The sequence below is a fragment of the Saccharothrix carnea genome (genome assembly GCF_003014735.1).
GTDB lineage: Bacteria > Actinomycetota > Actinomycetes > Mycobacteriales > Pseudonocardiaceae > Actinosynnema > Actinosynnema carneum.
This window is the reverse complement of the sequence record NZ_PYAX01000008.1, coordinates 144105-158863: the sequence shown is the minus strand read 5'-3', so window position 1 is coordinate 158863 and position 14759 is coordinate 144105. Positions and strand designations below refer to the sequence as shown.

The following is a 14759-nucleotide window of genomic DNA, read 5'->3' as shown; positions in this document are numbered from 1 at the left end:
ACCGCTGTGTCTGCCGAGATCACTGTTCTGAGCCGGGTGCAGGGCGTGCTGGGCCACCGGCTGGTGGTGGCGTCGGCGCGCGGGCTGTCGTGGTTCGGCGAGCACGGCGCCGGGTGGTTGGCGTTCGGGCTCGCGGGCGCGGCGGTGGACCATGAGCGGCGGCGGGACTGGCTGGTCGCCACCGCCGGCGTGGCCGGGTCGCACGCGGTCGCCATCGCGGTCAAGCGGGTGGTCCGGCGGCGGCGCCCGGACGACGAGTCGGTGCGCGTGCTGGTCGGGACCCCGAGCCGGCTGAGCTTCCCGTCCGCGCACGCCGTGTCGACCGCCGCCGCCGCGGTGGTGTTCTCGCGGCTCACCGGGCGGCGGCTCGAACCGGTGCTCGTGCCGCCGATGGCGCTGTCCCGGCTGGTGCTCGGCGTGCACTACCCGACCGACGTGGCGGCGGGCGCGGCGTTGGGCGCGGTGCTCGGCCGGCTGGTCCGCCGCGGGCTGGGCGGAGCGGCGAGGTGAGCGACACGATCGCCACGCGCCCCGCCGGCGCGATCGCGGGACTGGTCCACGCCGCCCGACCGCACCAGTGGGTGAAGAACCTCCTCGTGCTGGCCGCGCCGTTCGCCGCGAACCGGCTGGGCGAGCCGGCCGTGCTGCTGGACACCGCGCTGGCGCTGGCCGCGTTCTGCCTCGCCGCTTCGGCGGTGTACCTGGTCAACGACGCGATCGACGTGCACGCCGACCGCGCCCACCCGACCAAGCGGCACCGCCCGATCGCGGCGGGCGTGGTCTCCACGCGCACGGCGTACGTCACGGCGGCCGTGCTGTTCGCCGGGTCGGTCGGCGTCGCGCTGTGCTCCGGCCCTCCGCTGGTCGTGGTGATCGCCGTCTACTGCACCGCGCAGCTGGGTTACTGCCTGGGGTGGAAGCACCAGCCGGTGATCGACCTGTGCATCGTGGCGTCGGGGTTCCTGCTGCGCGCCATCGCGGGCGGCATCGCGGCCGGCATCCCGCTGTCGCAGTGGTTCCTGCTGGTGACGGCGTTCGGCTCGCTGTTCATGGTGGCGGGCAAGCGGTACGCCGAGATCGTGCTGTACGAGCGGACGGGCGCGGAGATCCGCGCGTCGCTGCGCCGCTACTCGGCCAGCTACCTGCGGTTCGTGTGGGCCACCGCGGCCGCGATCATGATCCTGGCCTACGCGTTGTGGGCGTTCGAGATGCGCGAGCGCGCCGACTACAACTCGTACTGGGCGATGCTGTCGATCGTGCCGTTCGTGGTGGCCGTGCTGCGGTACGCGGTCGACGTGGACAACGGTGGCGCGGGCGAGCCCGAGCGCATCGCCCTGCGCGACCACGTGCTCCAGGTGATCGGTGTCTGCTGGGTGGCGTCGCTGGCGTTGTCGCTCTACGTGTGAGAGCGGCGGCGCCGGACGAACGGTGAGCAGACCGTCGATCCGCGGGTGAGACATGACGAAGGGGCCGCCCCTCCGGAGAGGGACGGCCCCGACGCGTGGTGTCGATCAGGCGCTGGGCGCCAGGTAGAGCAGGCGGTTCGGCGAACCGGTGCCCGGGCTGGTCACCACGCTGGTCGTGGCCTGGCCGACCAGGTAGCTCGCCACCTGCGCCGGCGTGGCCGAGCGGTTGCCCTGCAGGTAGCGGGCGGCGGCGCCGGCGACGTGCGGGGCCGCCATCGAGGTGCCGCTGATGGTGTTGGTGGCGGTGTTGCCGGTGTGCCACGCCGAGGTGATCGACGAGCCCGGCGCGAAGATGTCCAGCACCGAGCCGTAGTTCGAGTAGCTGGCGCGGGCGTCGGTGTTGGTGGTCGCGCCGACGGTGATGGCCTCGGTCACCCGGGCCGGCGAGTAGTTGGCCGCGTTGGCGTTGCTGTTGCCGGCCGCGAGGGCGTAGGTGACGCCGGCCGCGATCGAGCGGCGCACGGCCGCGTCGATGGTGGTGGAGGCACCGCCGCCGAGCGACATGTTCGCGACCGCGGGCTTGACGTGGTTGTTGGTCACCCAGTCGATGCCCTCGACCACGTCGGCGGTGGTGCCGGAGCCGGAGTTGTTCAGCACGCGCACGCCGTAGACGGTCGCGCCCTTGGCCACGCCGTAGGTGGTGCCGGCGATGGTGCCCGCGACGTGCGTGCCGTGGCCGTTGCCGTCCTGGGCGACGCTGTCGTTCTCGACCGCGTCGTAGCCGTTGCGGGCGCGACCGCCGAAGTCGCCGTGCGCGATGCGCAAGCCTGTGTCGATGACGTAGACGTTCACGCCCGAGCCGGTGGAGGTGTAGTTGTAGGTGGTGCTCAGCGGCCGGTTGCGCTGGTCGATGCGGTCGATGCCCCAGGTCGCGTTGCTCTGCGTGGCCTGGATGGTGAACACCTGGTCCTGCTCGACGTACTCGACGGCGGGGTTGGCCGCGAGCCGCTTGGCGGCCTTCTCCGGCAGCGACACGGTGAAGCCGTTGAGCGCCTTGCTGAAGACGGTGTCGACCTGGCCGCCGTACTGGTTCGCCAGGCTCTCGGCGGACGCGGCCGAGCCGTCCTTGAGCTTGACGATGAAGTGGTTCTGGACCTTGTTCGCGGCGTCGGCGGCGCGGATCTCGCCCTCGGCGGCCTGCGCCGGGGCGGCCAACAGGGAGGACGCGGTGACGGCGAGCGCCGTCGCCCCGACCCCGGCCAGGAACCGGACCTGTCGTGACTGTCGCATGCGGATTCCGTTCTTCGAACGGTGACCCCAACTCACCCCGAGGAGCTTCGCAGGGCTCGGGGGTGACATTGGGCCACCTTGCCCTCGCTGACAGTCACAACGTAGGCAACCGGAGCGTTAACTCGGAAGTGTGAACATTTGCCAGTTGCACGCTCAGCGTTAATAAAGCGGCTGACCTGCGGGTTCCCATAATCCGGGCGCGGTGGCGTGACCGCGGCGCTACCGTCCCGTCATGCGCTTGGAACCGGTTACCGAGGACAACTACCGGGCCGTCATCGGCCTGGAGGTCCACGAGGAGCAGCGGGCGTTCGTCGCGACGAACCTCAAGTCGATCGCGGACGCCTGGATCCACCGCCCGAAGTTGCAACCCCTTGCGCTGTTCAGCGGAGAGGAGCTGGTCGGGTTCACCCTCCTCGAACGCGACCGGCCGCAGGCGCTGCACATCGCCCGGTTCATGATCGACCGGCGGGCTCAGGGCCGCGGGCTCGGCCGCAAGGGCCTGGCCGCGATCGCCGACCTGGCGCGTGCCGAGGGCCGCACCGAGCTGGTGCTGAGCGTGGTGCCGGGCAACGCGGTGGCCCGCGGCCTGTACGCGGCGTTCGGCTTCACCGACACCGGCGAGGTGGACGGCGGCGAGCTCGTGATGCGCCACGAACTCGCCGCGTCGGGCCCCGACCACGTTCCGCCGGGGGCCCAGCCCCACCTCGCCGGGCAGTAGCCGCCGGTCAGCGGGTCGGCGACCAGTACAGCAGCCGGCCCCAGGACAGCGGCGTGGCCTCGGAGACGACCGCCGAGTGCACCTGCGCGGGCGTGGCACCGGGGTTGAACTCGAGGAACCGCAGCGTCACGCCGGTGACGTACGCGGTGGCCAGCGACGTGCCGCTGAGCGTGTTGGTGGCGGTGTCGCCGGTGTGCCACGCGACGGTGATGTTCATGCCGTACGCGTAGACGTCGACCACCGGGCCGTAGTTGGAGAACGTGGCCCGGGTGTCGGTCCTGGTGGACGCGCCGGACGTGAGGGCCTCCGTGACGCGGGCCGGTGAGTAGTTGCCCGCGTTGGCGTTGCTGCCGCCCGCGGTGACCGACGCCGTGACGCCCGCCGCGATCAGCCGCCGCACCGCGTCGTCCATCGCGGTCGACGCGCCACCGCCCAGGCTGAGGTTGGCCGAGGCCGGCTTGACGTGGTTGCGCGCCACCCAGTCGATCCCCGCGATCACGCCGGCGGTCGTGCCGCTGCCGGCGCCGTTGAGCACCCGCACACCGCACACCAGCGCCTGCTTCGCGACGCCGTTCACGCGGCCGGCGATGAGGGACGCGATGGCCGTGCCGTGCCCGTTGTCGTCCTGCGGCACGGTGTCGTTGTCGACCGCGTCGTAGCCCGCGCACGTGCGGCCGGCGATCTCGGTGTGCGTGGTCCGCACGCCCGTGTCGATCACGTAGGCGCGGGTGCGCAGCCCGGTCGAGGTGTAGCTGTACCGGCCGTCGCCCGTCGCACCGCGCTGGTCGATCCGGTCGAGGCCGAACGGCGCGTTGAGCTGGGTGGTGTGCGCCCGCACGACCTGGTCCTGCTCGACGTACTCCACCGCCGGGTCGGCGGCGAGCCGTCGTGCCTGCCGCGGGGTGAGCGACGCGGCGAAGCCGTGCAGCGCCGGGAACGAGCGGGTGACGTGGCCGTCGAGCCGGGCGGTGACCGCGTCGGTCGCGGCGACGTCCTTGAGCTTGACGATGTAGCTGCCGGGCACGGCGGTGGCCGAGCCCGCGTGGAGCACCGCGCCCTCGGCGTGCGCCGGTGCGGTGAGGGTGACGGCGGCCAGGGCGGCGACGCCCAGGCCGGACAGCAGTGTGCGCATGGCGTGATCCTTTGCAGGGAAGGGGAACGGGACTTCTACCGGGTGGGCGACCAGTGCAGGAGCCGGCCGCCCCACGGCACCGGACCCGGCCTGGTGAGTTCGGTCTGCACCAGGGCGGGGGTGGCGGTGGGGTCGAGTTGGAGGAACCGGACGGCGACGCCGCTGACGAGCCCGGTCGCCATCGACGTGCCGCTGAGGGTGTTGGTGGCCCGGTCGCCGGTGTGCCACGCCGACGTGATGCCGACGCCCGGCGCGTACAGGTCCACGCCCGGGCCGTAGTTCGAGAACGGCGCCCTGGTGTCGGTCCGGGTGGCGGCGCCCGAGGTGATCGCCTCGGCGACCCGGGCGGGCGAGGTGTTCGCCACGCCGCCGCTGCCGCTGCCCGCGCTGACCGACACCGTGACGCCCGAGGCGATCAACCGGCGCACCGCGTCGTCCAGCGCGGTCGACGCGCCACCGCCGAGGCTGAGGTTCGCCACGGCGGGGCGCCGGGCGTTCAGGCGCACCCAGTCCAGGCCCCGGATGACACCGGCGGTCGTGCCGCTGCCCTGGGCGTTGAGCACCCGCACGCCGACCACGCGCACGCCCTTGGCCACGCCGTACGTGCTGCCGGCGATGAGGCCCGCGACGTGCGTGCCGTGCCCGTTGTCGTCCTGGGCGACGGAGTCGTCGTCCACGACGTCGTAGCCGTGCTCGGCCCGACCGCCGAACTCGACGTGCGTGGTGCGGAGGCCGGTGTCGATCACGTAGGCGGTGACGCCCGCGCCGGTGGACGTGTAGCTGTAGGTGGTGTCCAGCGGCAGGGCCGGCTGGTCGATCCGGTCCAGGCCCCACGGCGCGTCGGGCTGCGTCGAGTCCGCGTGCACGACCTGGTCCTGCTCGACGTACGCCACCGCCGGGTGGGCGGCGAGCCGTCGTGCCTGCCGCGGGGTGAGCGACGCGGCGAAGCCGCCGAACGCGGTGAACGTGCGGGTCACCCGCCCGGCGAGCGCGCCCTCCACGGCCGCGGCCGGGTCCTTGAGCTTGACGATGTAGCTGCCGGGCACGGCGGTGGGTGAGCCCGCGTGCCGGACGGTGCCCTCGGCGTGGGCGGGCGTGGCGACCAGGGTGGCGGTCAGCGCGGCCACGGCGAGGCCCGGTAAGAGCTTGCGCATACGGCTTTCCTTTGCGGGGTAAGGGTTCCCCGGCGCGGATCACGCGCGGGGCTGCCAGTGTGCCCAACCGCGCCCGACCGGAGGGTGCACGGGCGTGGAGTCGGTTCGGGTAACCACCCGCCGGCGCCGTGACCGCACTACGGCGGAGAGGCGTGAAGCGGACGCGGACAACGTGATTGAGAAGCGATTCAACGCTGTGGAGAAAATACGGCGAAGGGCCCTGTCGAATCGAGAGTCGAACGCGTCCGCGGCCAACACGGAGAAGTTCTTCGGGGTGACTATGTAACCGTCGCACCGGCGCCCGGCGCCACGGCCGGGGCGGATGACACCCCCGACGACCGCGGCGAGGTCCGCCACCAGCGAGAACACCGGTGCGGCCGGTAATGCCCCGGTGGTCAACGTGAGCTTCGGCATAGGGGTTCCGCCCTTCCCGTCGAACAGCCGCCCGGACCGGATTGCGACAGGGGTCGAAGTCCGCGACCACCCGGGGTGTGCCGTGCATCACCCCACCACCCGAGGCTATGGGCTGGTCCGCGTACCGGGAAGCGACCAGACGACCGAGCGCGGTGCGGCGATCGCCGGTACCGGGCTCTTCACAGCACTGCTGTTAATGAGAATTCAAACGTTTCGCGCCGGACCGGATTTTGCCCTCCGATTGGTTAAATTCACCACGGGAAACCCGATCGGCTGTACCGCCCCGGCGATTTCGCACGATAACGTCGCTCGCCTTGTCCTTGGGAGAACGGAGCGAAGATGCCTACGCCAGTCGTCGGACCGGAATCGCGGACGCGCGATCCCCGACGGATCGACGCGGGGGCGGACCCCTTCGCGGACGCTTTGCGTGCGGCGATCCGCGCGAAAGGGCTCAGCCTCGAACGCATCCAGCACAAGCTGCGGGCGCGGGGCGTGGCGGTGAGCATCGCCGCGCTGAGCTACTGGCAGTCCGGTCGCAGGCGACCGGAACGACCGGACTCGCTGACCGCCGTCAGCCACCTGGAGGAGATCCTGGACGTCGGCGCGGGCGGGTTGAGCTCGCTGCTCGGACCGCCGCGGCCACGCGGCAAGGCCCGACCGCGGTCGCGGGTGTCCGGCCCCGAGGGGTGGGTCGGCGAGAACGACTACGCGACCATCGCGGAACTGCTCGCCGACGTCGACACCAGCACCGACCAGGACCTCACCCGGCTCAGCCTGCGCGACCAGGTCGAGCTCGCGATGGACGGCAGCACCCGCCGGGTGCGCTCGCGACAGGTGCTGCGGGCCGAGCGCTCGGGCGTGGACCGCGTGCTGCTGGGCTACGACACCCGGCTGCCCGGCGATCCGCTGCCGGTGATCGGCACGCTGCGCTCGTGCAGACTGGGGCGGGTTTCCGCCGACCCGCGCAACGGTCTGATGGTCGCCGAACTGCTGCTCGACCGCCCGCTGCGCCGGGGTGAGCGGACCGCCGTCGAGTACGAGCTGATCCACGTGGCGCCGCACCACCCGACGTTCGACAACACGCACTCGCGGCGCTTCCGCCACCCCGTTCGCGAGTACGTCCTGGAGGTCCGGTACGACTCGCGGTGCCGACCCGCGCGTTGTGAACAATTCACGACCGGTTTGACCGGTGGAGAACCAACCGACGTCCGCGAGACCCCGGTGGACACCTGGGGCTACGCGTACGCGGTCGCGCTCGACTTCGGGCCCGGCGTGGTCGGCTTGCGCTGGGAATGGGCCTGACTCAATAGGAGCGCGGCAACTTCAACGTGTGCTGCGCCACGAAGTTCAGGATCATTTCCCGGCTGACCGGGGCGATGCGGGACAACCGGGACGCGGCCAGCATGGCGCCCAGTCCGTACTCGGACGACAGCCCGTTGCCGCCGTGGACCTGGATGGCCTGGTCCACCGCCCCCGCCACCGCCTCCCCCGCCGCGTACTTGGCCATGTTGGCCGCCTCACCAGCAGCCCGGTCCTCCCCAGCGTCGTAGAGAGCCGCGGCTTTCTGGGTCATCAGCCTTGCCAGCTCGACCTGGATCGCGCACTGCGCCAACGGGTGCGCGATGCCCTGGTGCGCGCCGATCGGCGTGTCCCAGACGGTCCTCGTGCGGGCGTACTCGCTCGCCTGGTCGAGTGCGCGGCGGGCCATGCCGGTGGCGAAGGACGCCGCCATGATCCGCTCCGGGTTGAGCCCGGCGAACAGCTGGGCCAACCCCGCGTCCTCGGAGCCGACCAGCGCGTCGGACGGCAGGCGCACGTCGTCGAAGAAGCAGGTGAACTGCTTCTCCGGCGACAGCACCTCCATCGGGATGTGCCGGTAGGTGAAGCCGGGCGCGTTCGTCGGCACGATCACCAACGAGGGGAGGAGCAACCGACGACCCGAGCCGGCGTCCTGCGGGGCACCCGCACCCGGGGCGACGTGCCGGGCCACCACCATGACCGCCTCGACCTCGTCCACGCCGGAGATGAACGTCTTGCCGCCGCCCAGGACCCACTCGTCGCCGTCGCGGCGGAGGGAGGTGGACAGCTGGTGCGAGTTGGAGCCCGCGTCCGACTCGGTGATGGCGAAGGCCATCTTGGTGGTGCCGTCCGCGAACCCGGGAAGCCACCGCCGCTTCTGCTCGGCCGTGCCGAAGCGGGCGATGACCGTGGCGCAGATGGCGGGCGAGACGACGGTCAGCAGCAGCGGGCAGCCCGCCCTGGCCAACTCCTCGCACACGGCGGCCAGGTCGCCGATCCCGCCCCCACCGCCGCCGTACTCCTCGGGCACGGCCACGCCGAGGTAGCCGAGCCTGCCCGCCTCGGCCCACAGCTCGTCGGTCTTCTCCCCCGCCTTCGCCTTGGCGGTGAAGTACTCCTGGCCGTACTTGCCGGCGAGGTCGGCGACGGCCCGGCGCAACGCCCGCCGCTCTTCGCTCTCGGTGAAGTTGATCGTCACGACGCCTCCACAACCGCGAGCACGTCGCCCGCGTCGACCTGTTGACCCGCCCGCACGAGCACTTCCGCGACCGCGCCGCCGGTGGTGGCCAGCACGCGGTGCTCCATCTTCATCGCTTCCAGCACGAGCAGTTCCGCGCCCGCCTCGACCCGTTGCCCCGGCTCGACCGCGACCCGCACCACCGTGCCGGGCATCGGCGCGACGGTGGCGCCCTCGGCGACCGCGGCCCCCGGCTCGGGGAACCGGGGCCGCAGCCTCAGCGACACCGCGCCCACCTCGACCCGGTCGCCGTACACCGCGACCGGGTGGGTCGTGCGCACCCCGTTCCGCTCGAACGTGACCGCGTCCGGCGCGGCGGCGACGACCACCAGGTCCAGGCTCGTCTCCACGCCCGCGCGGGTGTGCCGGTAATCGACCTCGACCGTGTCGTCCCCGTGCTCGAACACGGCTCGCTGCGGCTGGGAGGCGAGGTTGCGCCAGCCCAGCGGCAGGCCGGTGCGCCGCCGTTCGGCCAGCGCGAGGGCGGCGGCCAGCGCGGCGGGCCGCACGTCGACCGGTTCCGGCGTGGTGAGGCCGTGCTGGTCGAGGAAGCCGGTGTGGGTGTTGCCCGCGCCGAACTCCGGGTGCCGCAGCGTGCGGACCAGCAGGTCGCGGTTGGTGACCAGGCCGTGCAGCTCGGCGTGCTCCAGGGCGGCGGCCAACTTGCGGATCGCGGCGTGCCGGGTGGGCGCCCACGCGATCACCTTGGCCAGCATGGGGTCGTAGTGCACGCCGACCTCGCTGCCGTCCTCCACGCCGCTGTCCACCCGCACGCCGGCGGGCACGGCGAACCGGTGCAGGGTGCCGCTGGCGGGCCGCCAGTCGCGCGCCGGGTCCTCGGCGTACAGGCGGGCCTCGACGGCGTGGCCGTCCGGGGTCGGCGGCTCGGCCGGGAGGCGGGCGCCCTCGGCGATGGCCAGCTGCCAGGCCACCAGGTCGACGCCGAACACCTCCTCGGTGACCGGGTGCTCCACCTGCAGCCGGGTGTTGACCTCCAGGAAGTGGAACGAGCCGTCGTCGGTGAACAGGAACTCCACCGTGCCCGCGCCGACGTACCCGATGGCTTCGGCGGCCTTGGTGGCGGCCTCGAAGAGGCGCTCGCGGGCCCGCGGCGTCACGGCGGGGCTCGGCGTCTCCTCGATGATCTTCTGGTGCCGGCGCTGGATGGAGCACTCCCGCTCGCCCAACGCCCACACCGTGCCGTGCGCGTCGGCCAGCACCTGCACCTCGACGTGCCGCGCGTGCTCCAGCAGCGGCTCGCAGAACACCGTGCCGTCGCCGAACGCCGACTCGGCCTCCCGGCGGGCGGCGGCCACCTGCCCGGCCAGCTCCGACGCCGACCGCACCACCCGCATGCCGCGCCCACCGCCACCGGCGGACGCCTTGACCAGCAGCGGGAACTCGTCGGCGGACTCCGGGTCGAGCTCCGGCAGCACGGGCACCCCGGCGGCGGCCATCCTCTTCTTGGCCGCGACCTTCGAGCCCATCGCCTCGACGACCTCGGGGTCCGGTCCGACCCACGTCAGGCCCGCGTCGAGCACGGCACGCGCGAAGGACGCGTTCTCGGACAGGAACCCGTAACCGGGGTGCACGGCGTCCGCGCCGGCCGCCAGCGCCGCGGCCACCAACGCGTCACCGCGCAGGTACGTCTCCCCCGGCGTGGCCCCGGGCAGCCGGACCGCCGCGTCGGCCTCCCGCACGTGCGGCGAGCCCGCGTCGGGGTCGGAGAACACGGCCACCGGCGACACGCCGACCTCGCGGCACGTCCTGATCACCCGGCGGGCGATCTCGCCCCGGTTGGCGATCAGCAGCTTGCGGATCATCGCGCCCTCACATCCGGAAGACGCCGTAGCCCTCGGCGCCCTCGATCGGTCCGCTGTGGATCGCCGACAGGCACAGGCCCAGCACGGTGCGGGTGTCGCGCGGGTCGATCACCCCGTCGTCGTAGAGCCGGCCGGACAGGAAGGCGGCCGGCGACTGCTGCTCGATCTGGCCCTCCACCATCTCGCGCATGGCCGCGTCGTGCTCCTCGTCGTAGTCCTGCCCCTTCGCGGCGGCGGCCTGCCGCGCCACGATCGACAGCACACCCGCCAGCTGCTTCGGGCCCATCACGGCCGACTTGGCGTTGGGCCAGGTGAACAGGAACCTCGGGTCGTACGCCCGGCCGCACATGCCGTAGTTGCCCGCGCCGTACGACGCGCCCATCACCACCGTCAGGTGGGGCACCCGGCTGTTCGACACCGCGTTGATCATCATCGCGCCGTGCTTGATGATCCCGCCCTGCTCGTACTGGGCGCCGACCATGTACCCGGTCGTGTTCTGCAGGAACAGCAACGGGGTGTCGCTGGAATTGGCCAGCTGGATGAACTGCGTGGCCTTCTGCGCCTCCTCGCTGAACAGCACGCCGCGCGCGTTGGCCAGCACCCCGATCGGGTAGCCGTGCAGGTCGGCCCACCCGGTGACCAGGCTGCCGCCGTAGTCGGGCTTGAACTCGTCGAACCGCGACCCGTCCACGATCCGGGCGATCACCTCGCGCGGGTCGAACGGCACGCGCAGGTCGGTCGGCACGAGCCCGAGCAACTCCTCCTCGTCGTGCAGCGGCGGTTCGACGGCCTTCGGCGCGGGACCGAGCTTGCGCCGGTTCAGCCGGGCCACCACGCGCCGGGTCAGCCGGATCGCGTCCACCTCGTCCTCGGCCACGAAATCGGCCAGCCCGGACGTGGTGCCGTGCATCCGCGCGCCGCCGAGCGACTCGTCGTCGGACTCCTCGCCGGTGGCCATCTTCACCAGCGGCGGCCCGCCGAGGAACACCTTCGAGCGCTCCTTGATCATCACCACGTAGTCCGACATGCCCGGCACGTACGCACCACCGGCCGTCGCGTTGCCGAACACCGTGCTGATCGTCGGGATGCCCGCCGCCGACAGCCTGGTCAGGTCGCGGAACGCCCGCCCGCCCGGGATGAAGATCTCGCTCTGGCTCGGCAGGTCCGCCCCGCCGGACTCGACCAGCCCGATCAGCGGCAACCGGTTCTGCAGCGCGATGTCGTTGGCCCGGAACGTCTTGCGCAACGTCCACGGGTTGCTCGCACCGCCGCGCACGGTCGGGTCGTTGGCCACGATCACGCACTCGACGCCCTCGACCACCCCGATCCCGGTCACCACGCTCGCGCCCACGGGGTAGTCGGTGCCCCACGCGGCCAGCGGCGACAGCTCCAGGAACGGGCTGTCGGGGTCGACCAGCAGCTCGATCCGCTCCCGGGCCAGCAACTTGCCGCGCTTGTGGTGCCGCTCGGTGTACTTCGGCCCACCGCCCGCGAGCGCCTTGGCCTGCTCGGCGTCCAGCTCCGCGAGCCTGGCCAGCAACGCCTCCCGGTTCCGCGCGTACTCGGGCGACCGGCTGTCCACCGCCGTGCGCAACGCTGTCATGCCGTGTACCCCAATCGCCGTGCCGCCAGCTCCGTCATCACCTCGGTCGCACCGCCCCCGATGCCGAGGATCCGCGCGTCTCTGTAGTGTCGCTCGACCTCCGTAACGCGGAGATAACCAGCGCCGCCGTGCAGCTGGACCGCCGCGTCCACGACGAACGAACACGCCTCCACGGCCGCGTTCTTCGCGAAGCACACCTGCGCCACGACTTCCTCGCCGGCCAGCACCTTCACCGCCACCTCGCGCGTGTACGTGCGGGCGAGGTCGATGCGCTGCGCCATCTCCACGAGCCGGTGGCGGACCACCTGGCGCGCGATGAGCGGCTTGCCGAACGTCTCGCGCTGACGCACGTACGCCAGCGTGAGGTCGAGGCAGCGCTGAGCGGTCGCGTAAGCCTGCACCGCCAGCGAGATCCGCTCCACCTGGAACTGCCGCATGATCAGCGCGAACCCGGCGTTCTCCGGCCCCACCAGGTTCGCCGCGGGCACCCGGGCATCCACGAAGGACAACTCGGCGGTGTCGGAGCAGTGCCAACCCATCTTCTCCAGCCGCCGGTCCACGGTGAACCCGGGCGTGCCCTTCTCGACCACCAACAGGCTCACGCCCTGGTAGCCGGGACCACCGGTCCGCACGGCCGTCGTCACGAAATCCGCACGACTACCCGAAGTGATGAACGTCTTGGTCCCGTTCACCACGTACGAGTCACCGTCACGACGGGCCGTGGTGCGCAGCGCCGCCACATCCGAACCACCACCCGGTTCGGTGATCGCGAGCGACCCGATCAGCTCACCCGCCAGCGTCGGCCGCACGAACCGGTCGACCAGGTCGGGGCCACCGGCGTCCACGATGTGCGGCAGCGCGATGCCGTGCGTGAGCAGCCCGGCGACCAGCCCGGACGACCCGCCGGCCTGGATCAGCTCCTCGGTGGCCACGATCGTGTCGAGCAGGTCGCCCGCGCCACCGACGTCCTCCGCGAACCCGAGGCCCAGCAACCCGACCTCCGCCGCCTTGCGGTGCAGCGATCGGGGCAGCTCACCGGCGCGTTCCCAGTCGGACAGGTGCGGCACGACCTCCTGCTCGGTGAACTTGCGCACCATCGCCCGCAGGTCACCGCGCTCAGGTGTCTCGAACAGCTCCGACGTGGCGGTCACCGCAGCTCCTCCGGGATCTCGACGTGCCGGGAGCGCAGCCACTCGCCCAGCGCCTTGGCCTGCGGGTCGAAGCGGGTGGAGGAGGAGACGCCTTCACCGAGCAGGCCGTGCAGCACGAAGTTCAGCGCCTTGAGGTTCGGCAGCTCGTACCGGTCGACCTCGCCGGCCTCCGGCAGCAGCTCTTTCAGGCGTGCCACGGTCAGCTCCGCGCGCAGCCACTCGTACTGCGCGTCCGTCCGCACCCACACGCCGAGGTTGGCGTCACCGCCCTTGTCGCCGGAGCGCGCGCCGGCGATCGTTCCGAGTGGAACCCTCATACCTCGACCACCTTCCCGTCCGGCAGCACGGCCCGGTGCGGCACCGACGAACGCGGCACGTACGCGGCCCGGTAGACCCCGTACGGCGTGCCGTCGCCGGGCGGCGCGGTGACGTGGAAACCCGGGTAGGACGCCAACGCCAGCTCGACACCGGCCCGCGAGAACGCCTTGGCGCGCTTGGGGTCCGAGGTTTTGATCGTCACGTGGAGCAGCGCGCTGGCCGTCTCCTCGGTGTCCGCGTCGGGGTGGTCGGTCCGGGCCAGGGTCCACGTCAGGCCCTCGGCGCCGACCGCCGACTCCAGCTGGCGGTGGACCAGGTCCGCCTTCGCCCCGACGTCCAGCCCGGTCAGCACGAACGTCGTCGAGTTGCGGAAGCCGCCCAGCTCGTTGAGGCACACCTTGAGCGTGTCCGGCGGCGGCGAGCCCTTCACCCCGGAGATCCGCACACCCCGTTCGTGCGGGTCGAGCCGGATGGTGTCGAAGTGGCTGACCACGTCCGGCCCGAGGTAGGCGGGCGGGCCGATCTCGTAGAGCAGTTGCGCGGTGACGGTGTCGACGGTGACCGCGCCGCCCGTGCCGTCGTGCTTGGTGATGACCGACGAGCCGTCCGCCTCGACCTCCGCGATGGGGAAACCGGGCCTGGTCGCGTCGATCGACGTGAAGAACGAGTAGTTGCCGCCGGTGGCCTGGGTGCCGCACTCCAGCACGTGACCGGCGACCGTCGCGCCCGCCAGCGCGTCGAAGTCGTCCCGGCGCCAGCCGAAGTGCGCGGCGGCCGGTCCGACGACGAGCGACGCGTCCGTGACGCGGCCGGTGACCACGACGTCCGCGCCGGCGCCCAGGCACTCCGCGATGCCCCACGCGCCGAGGTAGGCGTTGGCGGTCAACGCGTCCGGGAACCGGTCGCGCACGTCGTCACCGGTCACGTAGGCGACTTCCGCGCCGAGCCCGAGCCGGTCGACCGCCTCGGCCAGCCCTTCCGGGTTCAGCCCGCCCGCGTTGGACACGATCTTCACGCCGCGGGCCAGCGCGTCGGCCAGGTTCTCCTCCAGCTGGCGCAGGAACGTGCGGGCGTAGCCGAGGCTCGCGTCCTTCGCCCGGTCGCGGCCCAGGATGAGCATGGTCAGCTCGGCCAGGTAGTCGCCGGTGAGCACGTCGAGGTCGCCGCCGGTCAACATCTCGCGGACCGCGGAGAACCGGTCGCCGTAGAAGCCG

General features: G+C 72.2%; 11 protein-coding genes and 1 pseudogene. 4 read left to right on the top strand and 8 right to left on the bottom strand.

The window, feature by feature from the left end; translation table 11 throughout:
• Positions 1-6 precede the first annotated feature (6 nt).
• Together B0I31_RS41920 and B0I31_RS24375 are read left to right on the top strand one after the other, a co-directional pair.
• Positions 7-510 carry a phosphatase PAP2 family protein gene (locus tag B0I31_RS41920; protein ID WP_425444393.1) on the top strand — a complete coding sequence of 168 codons (504 nt, stop codon included), beginning with the start codon at positions 7-9 and terminating at the stop codon, positions 508-510.
• The gene (locus tag B0I31_RS24375; RefSeq protein ID WP_106617697.1) at positions 507-1406 is read left to right on the top strand and encodes a decaprenyl-phosphate phosphoribosyltransferase; all 900 of its coding nucleotides are present in this window, start codon (positions 507-509) and stop codon (positions 1404-1406) included. The genes B0I31_RS41920 and B0I31_RS24375 overlap by 4 nt, the downstream gene beginning before the upstream one ends.
• A gap of 105 nt (positions 1407-1511) precedes the next feature.
• On the opposite strand, the gene B0I31_RS24370 is transcribed toward B0I31_RS24375, so the two are convergent.
• Complete coding sequence (locus tag B0I31_RS24370) at positions 1512-2696, bottom strand: S8 family peptidase (RefSeq protein WP_106617696.1); 1185 nt, start codon at positions 2694-2696, stop codon at positions 1512-1514.
• A gap of 232 nt (positions 2697-2928) precedes the next feature.
• Between B0I31_RS24370 and B0I31_RS24365 the strand changes: the two genes are divergently transcribed.
• Complete coding sequence (locus B0I31_RS24365; RefSeq protein ID WP_106617695.1) at positions 2929-3414, top strand: GNAT family N-acetyltransferase; 486 nt, start codon at positions 2929-2931, stop codon at positions 3412-3414.
• A 7-nt stretch (positions 3415-3421) separates the two neighbouring features.
• On the opposite strand, the gene B0I31_RS24360 is transcribed toward B0I31_RS24365, so the two are convergent.
• Both B0I31_RS24360 and B0I31_RS24355 read right to left on the bottom strand, forming a co-directional pair.
• A complete protein-coding gene (locus B0I31_RS24360; protein WP_106617694.1) occupies positions 3422-4546 on the bottom strand; it encodes a S8 family peptidase in 1125 nt (374 codons plus the stop codon).
• Positions 4547-4581: 35 nt separating this feature from the next.
• Entirely contained in the window at positions 4582-5700 is a 1119-nt protein-coding gene (locus B0I31_RS24355; protein ID WP_106617693.1) for a S8 family peptidase, read from the bottom strand.
• 753 nt (positions 5701-6453) lie between these two features.
• On the opposite strand from B0I31_RS24355, the gene B0I31_RS24350 reads away from it, so the two are divergent.
• Complete coding sequence (locus tag B0I31_RS24350; RefSeq protein WP_106617692.1) at positions 6454-7416, top strand: hypothetical protein; 963 nt, start codon at positions 6454-6456, stop codon at positions 7414-7416.
• Position 7417: 1 nt separating this feature from the next.
• On the opposite strand, the gene B0I31_RS24345 is transcribed toward B0I31_RS24350, so the two are convergent.
• The 5 genes and pseudogenes from B0I31_RS24345 to B0I31_RS24325 all read right to left on the bottom strand — a co-directional run bounded on the left by B0I31_RS24345 (position 7418) and on the right by B0I31_RS24325 (position 14722).
• Entirely contained in the window at positions 7418-8605 is a 1188-nt protein-coding gene (locus B0I31_RS24345) for an acyl-CoA dehydrogenase family protein (RefSeq protein ID WP_106617921.1), read from the bottom strand.
• Between the two features lie 2 nt (positions 8606-8607).
• On the bottom strand, positions 8608-10473 hold the full coding sequence (locus B0I31_RS24340; protein ID WP_106617691.1) for an acetyl/propionyl/methylcrotonyl-CoA carboxylase subunit alpha: 1866 nt from the start codon (positions 10471-10473) through the stop codon (positions 8608-8610).
• Positions 10474-10480: 7 nt separating this feature from the next.
• Complete coding sequence (locus B0I31_RS24335; protein ID WP_106617690.1) at positions 10481-12076, bottom strand: acyl-CoA carboxylase subunit beta; 1596 nt, start codon at positions 12074-12076, stop codon at positions 10481-10483.
• Positions 12073-13227 carry an acyl-CoA dehydrogenase family protein gene (locus B0I31_RS24330; RefSeq protein ID WP_281262314.1) on the bottom strand — a complete coding sequence of 385 codons (1155 nt, stop codon included), beginning with the start codon at positions 13225-13227 and terminating at the stop codon, positions 12073-12075. Before B0I31_RS24330 ends, B0I31_RS24335 begins: the two co-directional genes overlap by 4 nt.
• Positions 13224-14722: pseudogene (locus tag B0I31_RS24325) on the bottom strand (acyclic terpene utilization AtuA family protein). Before B0I31_RS24325 ends, B0I31_RS24330 begins: the two are co-directional and overlap by 4 nt.
• Positions 14723-14759: the final 37 nt, after the last annotated feature.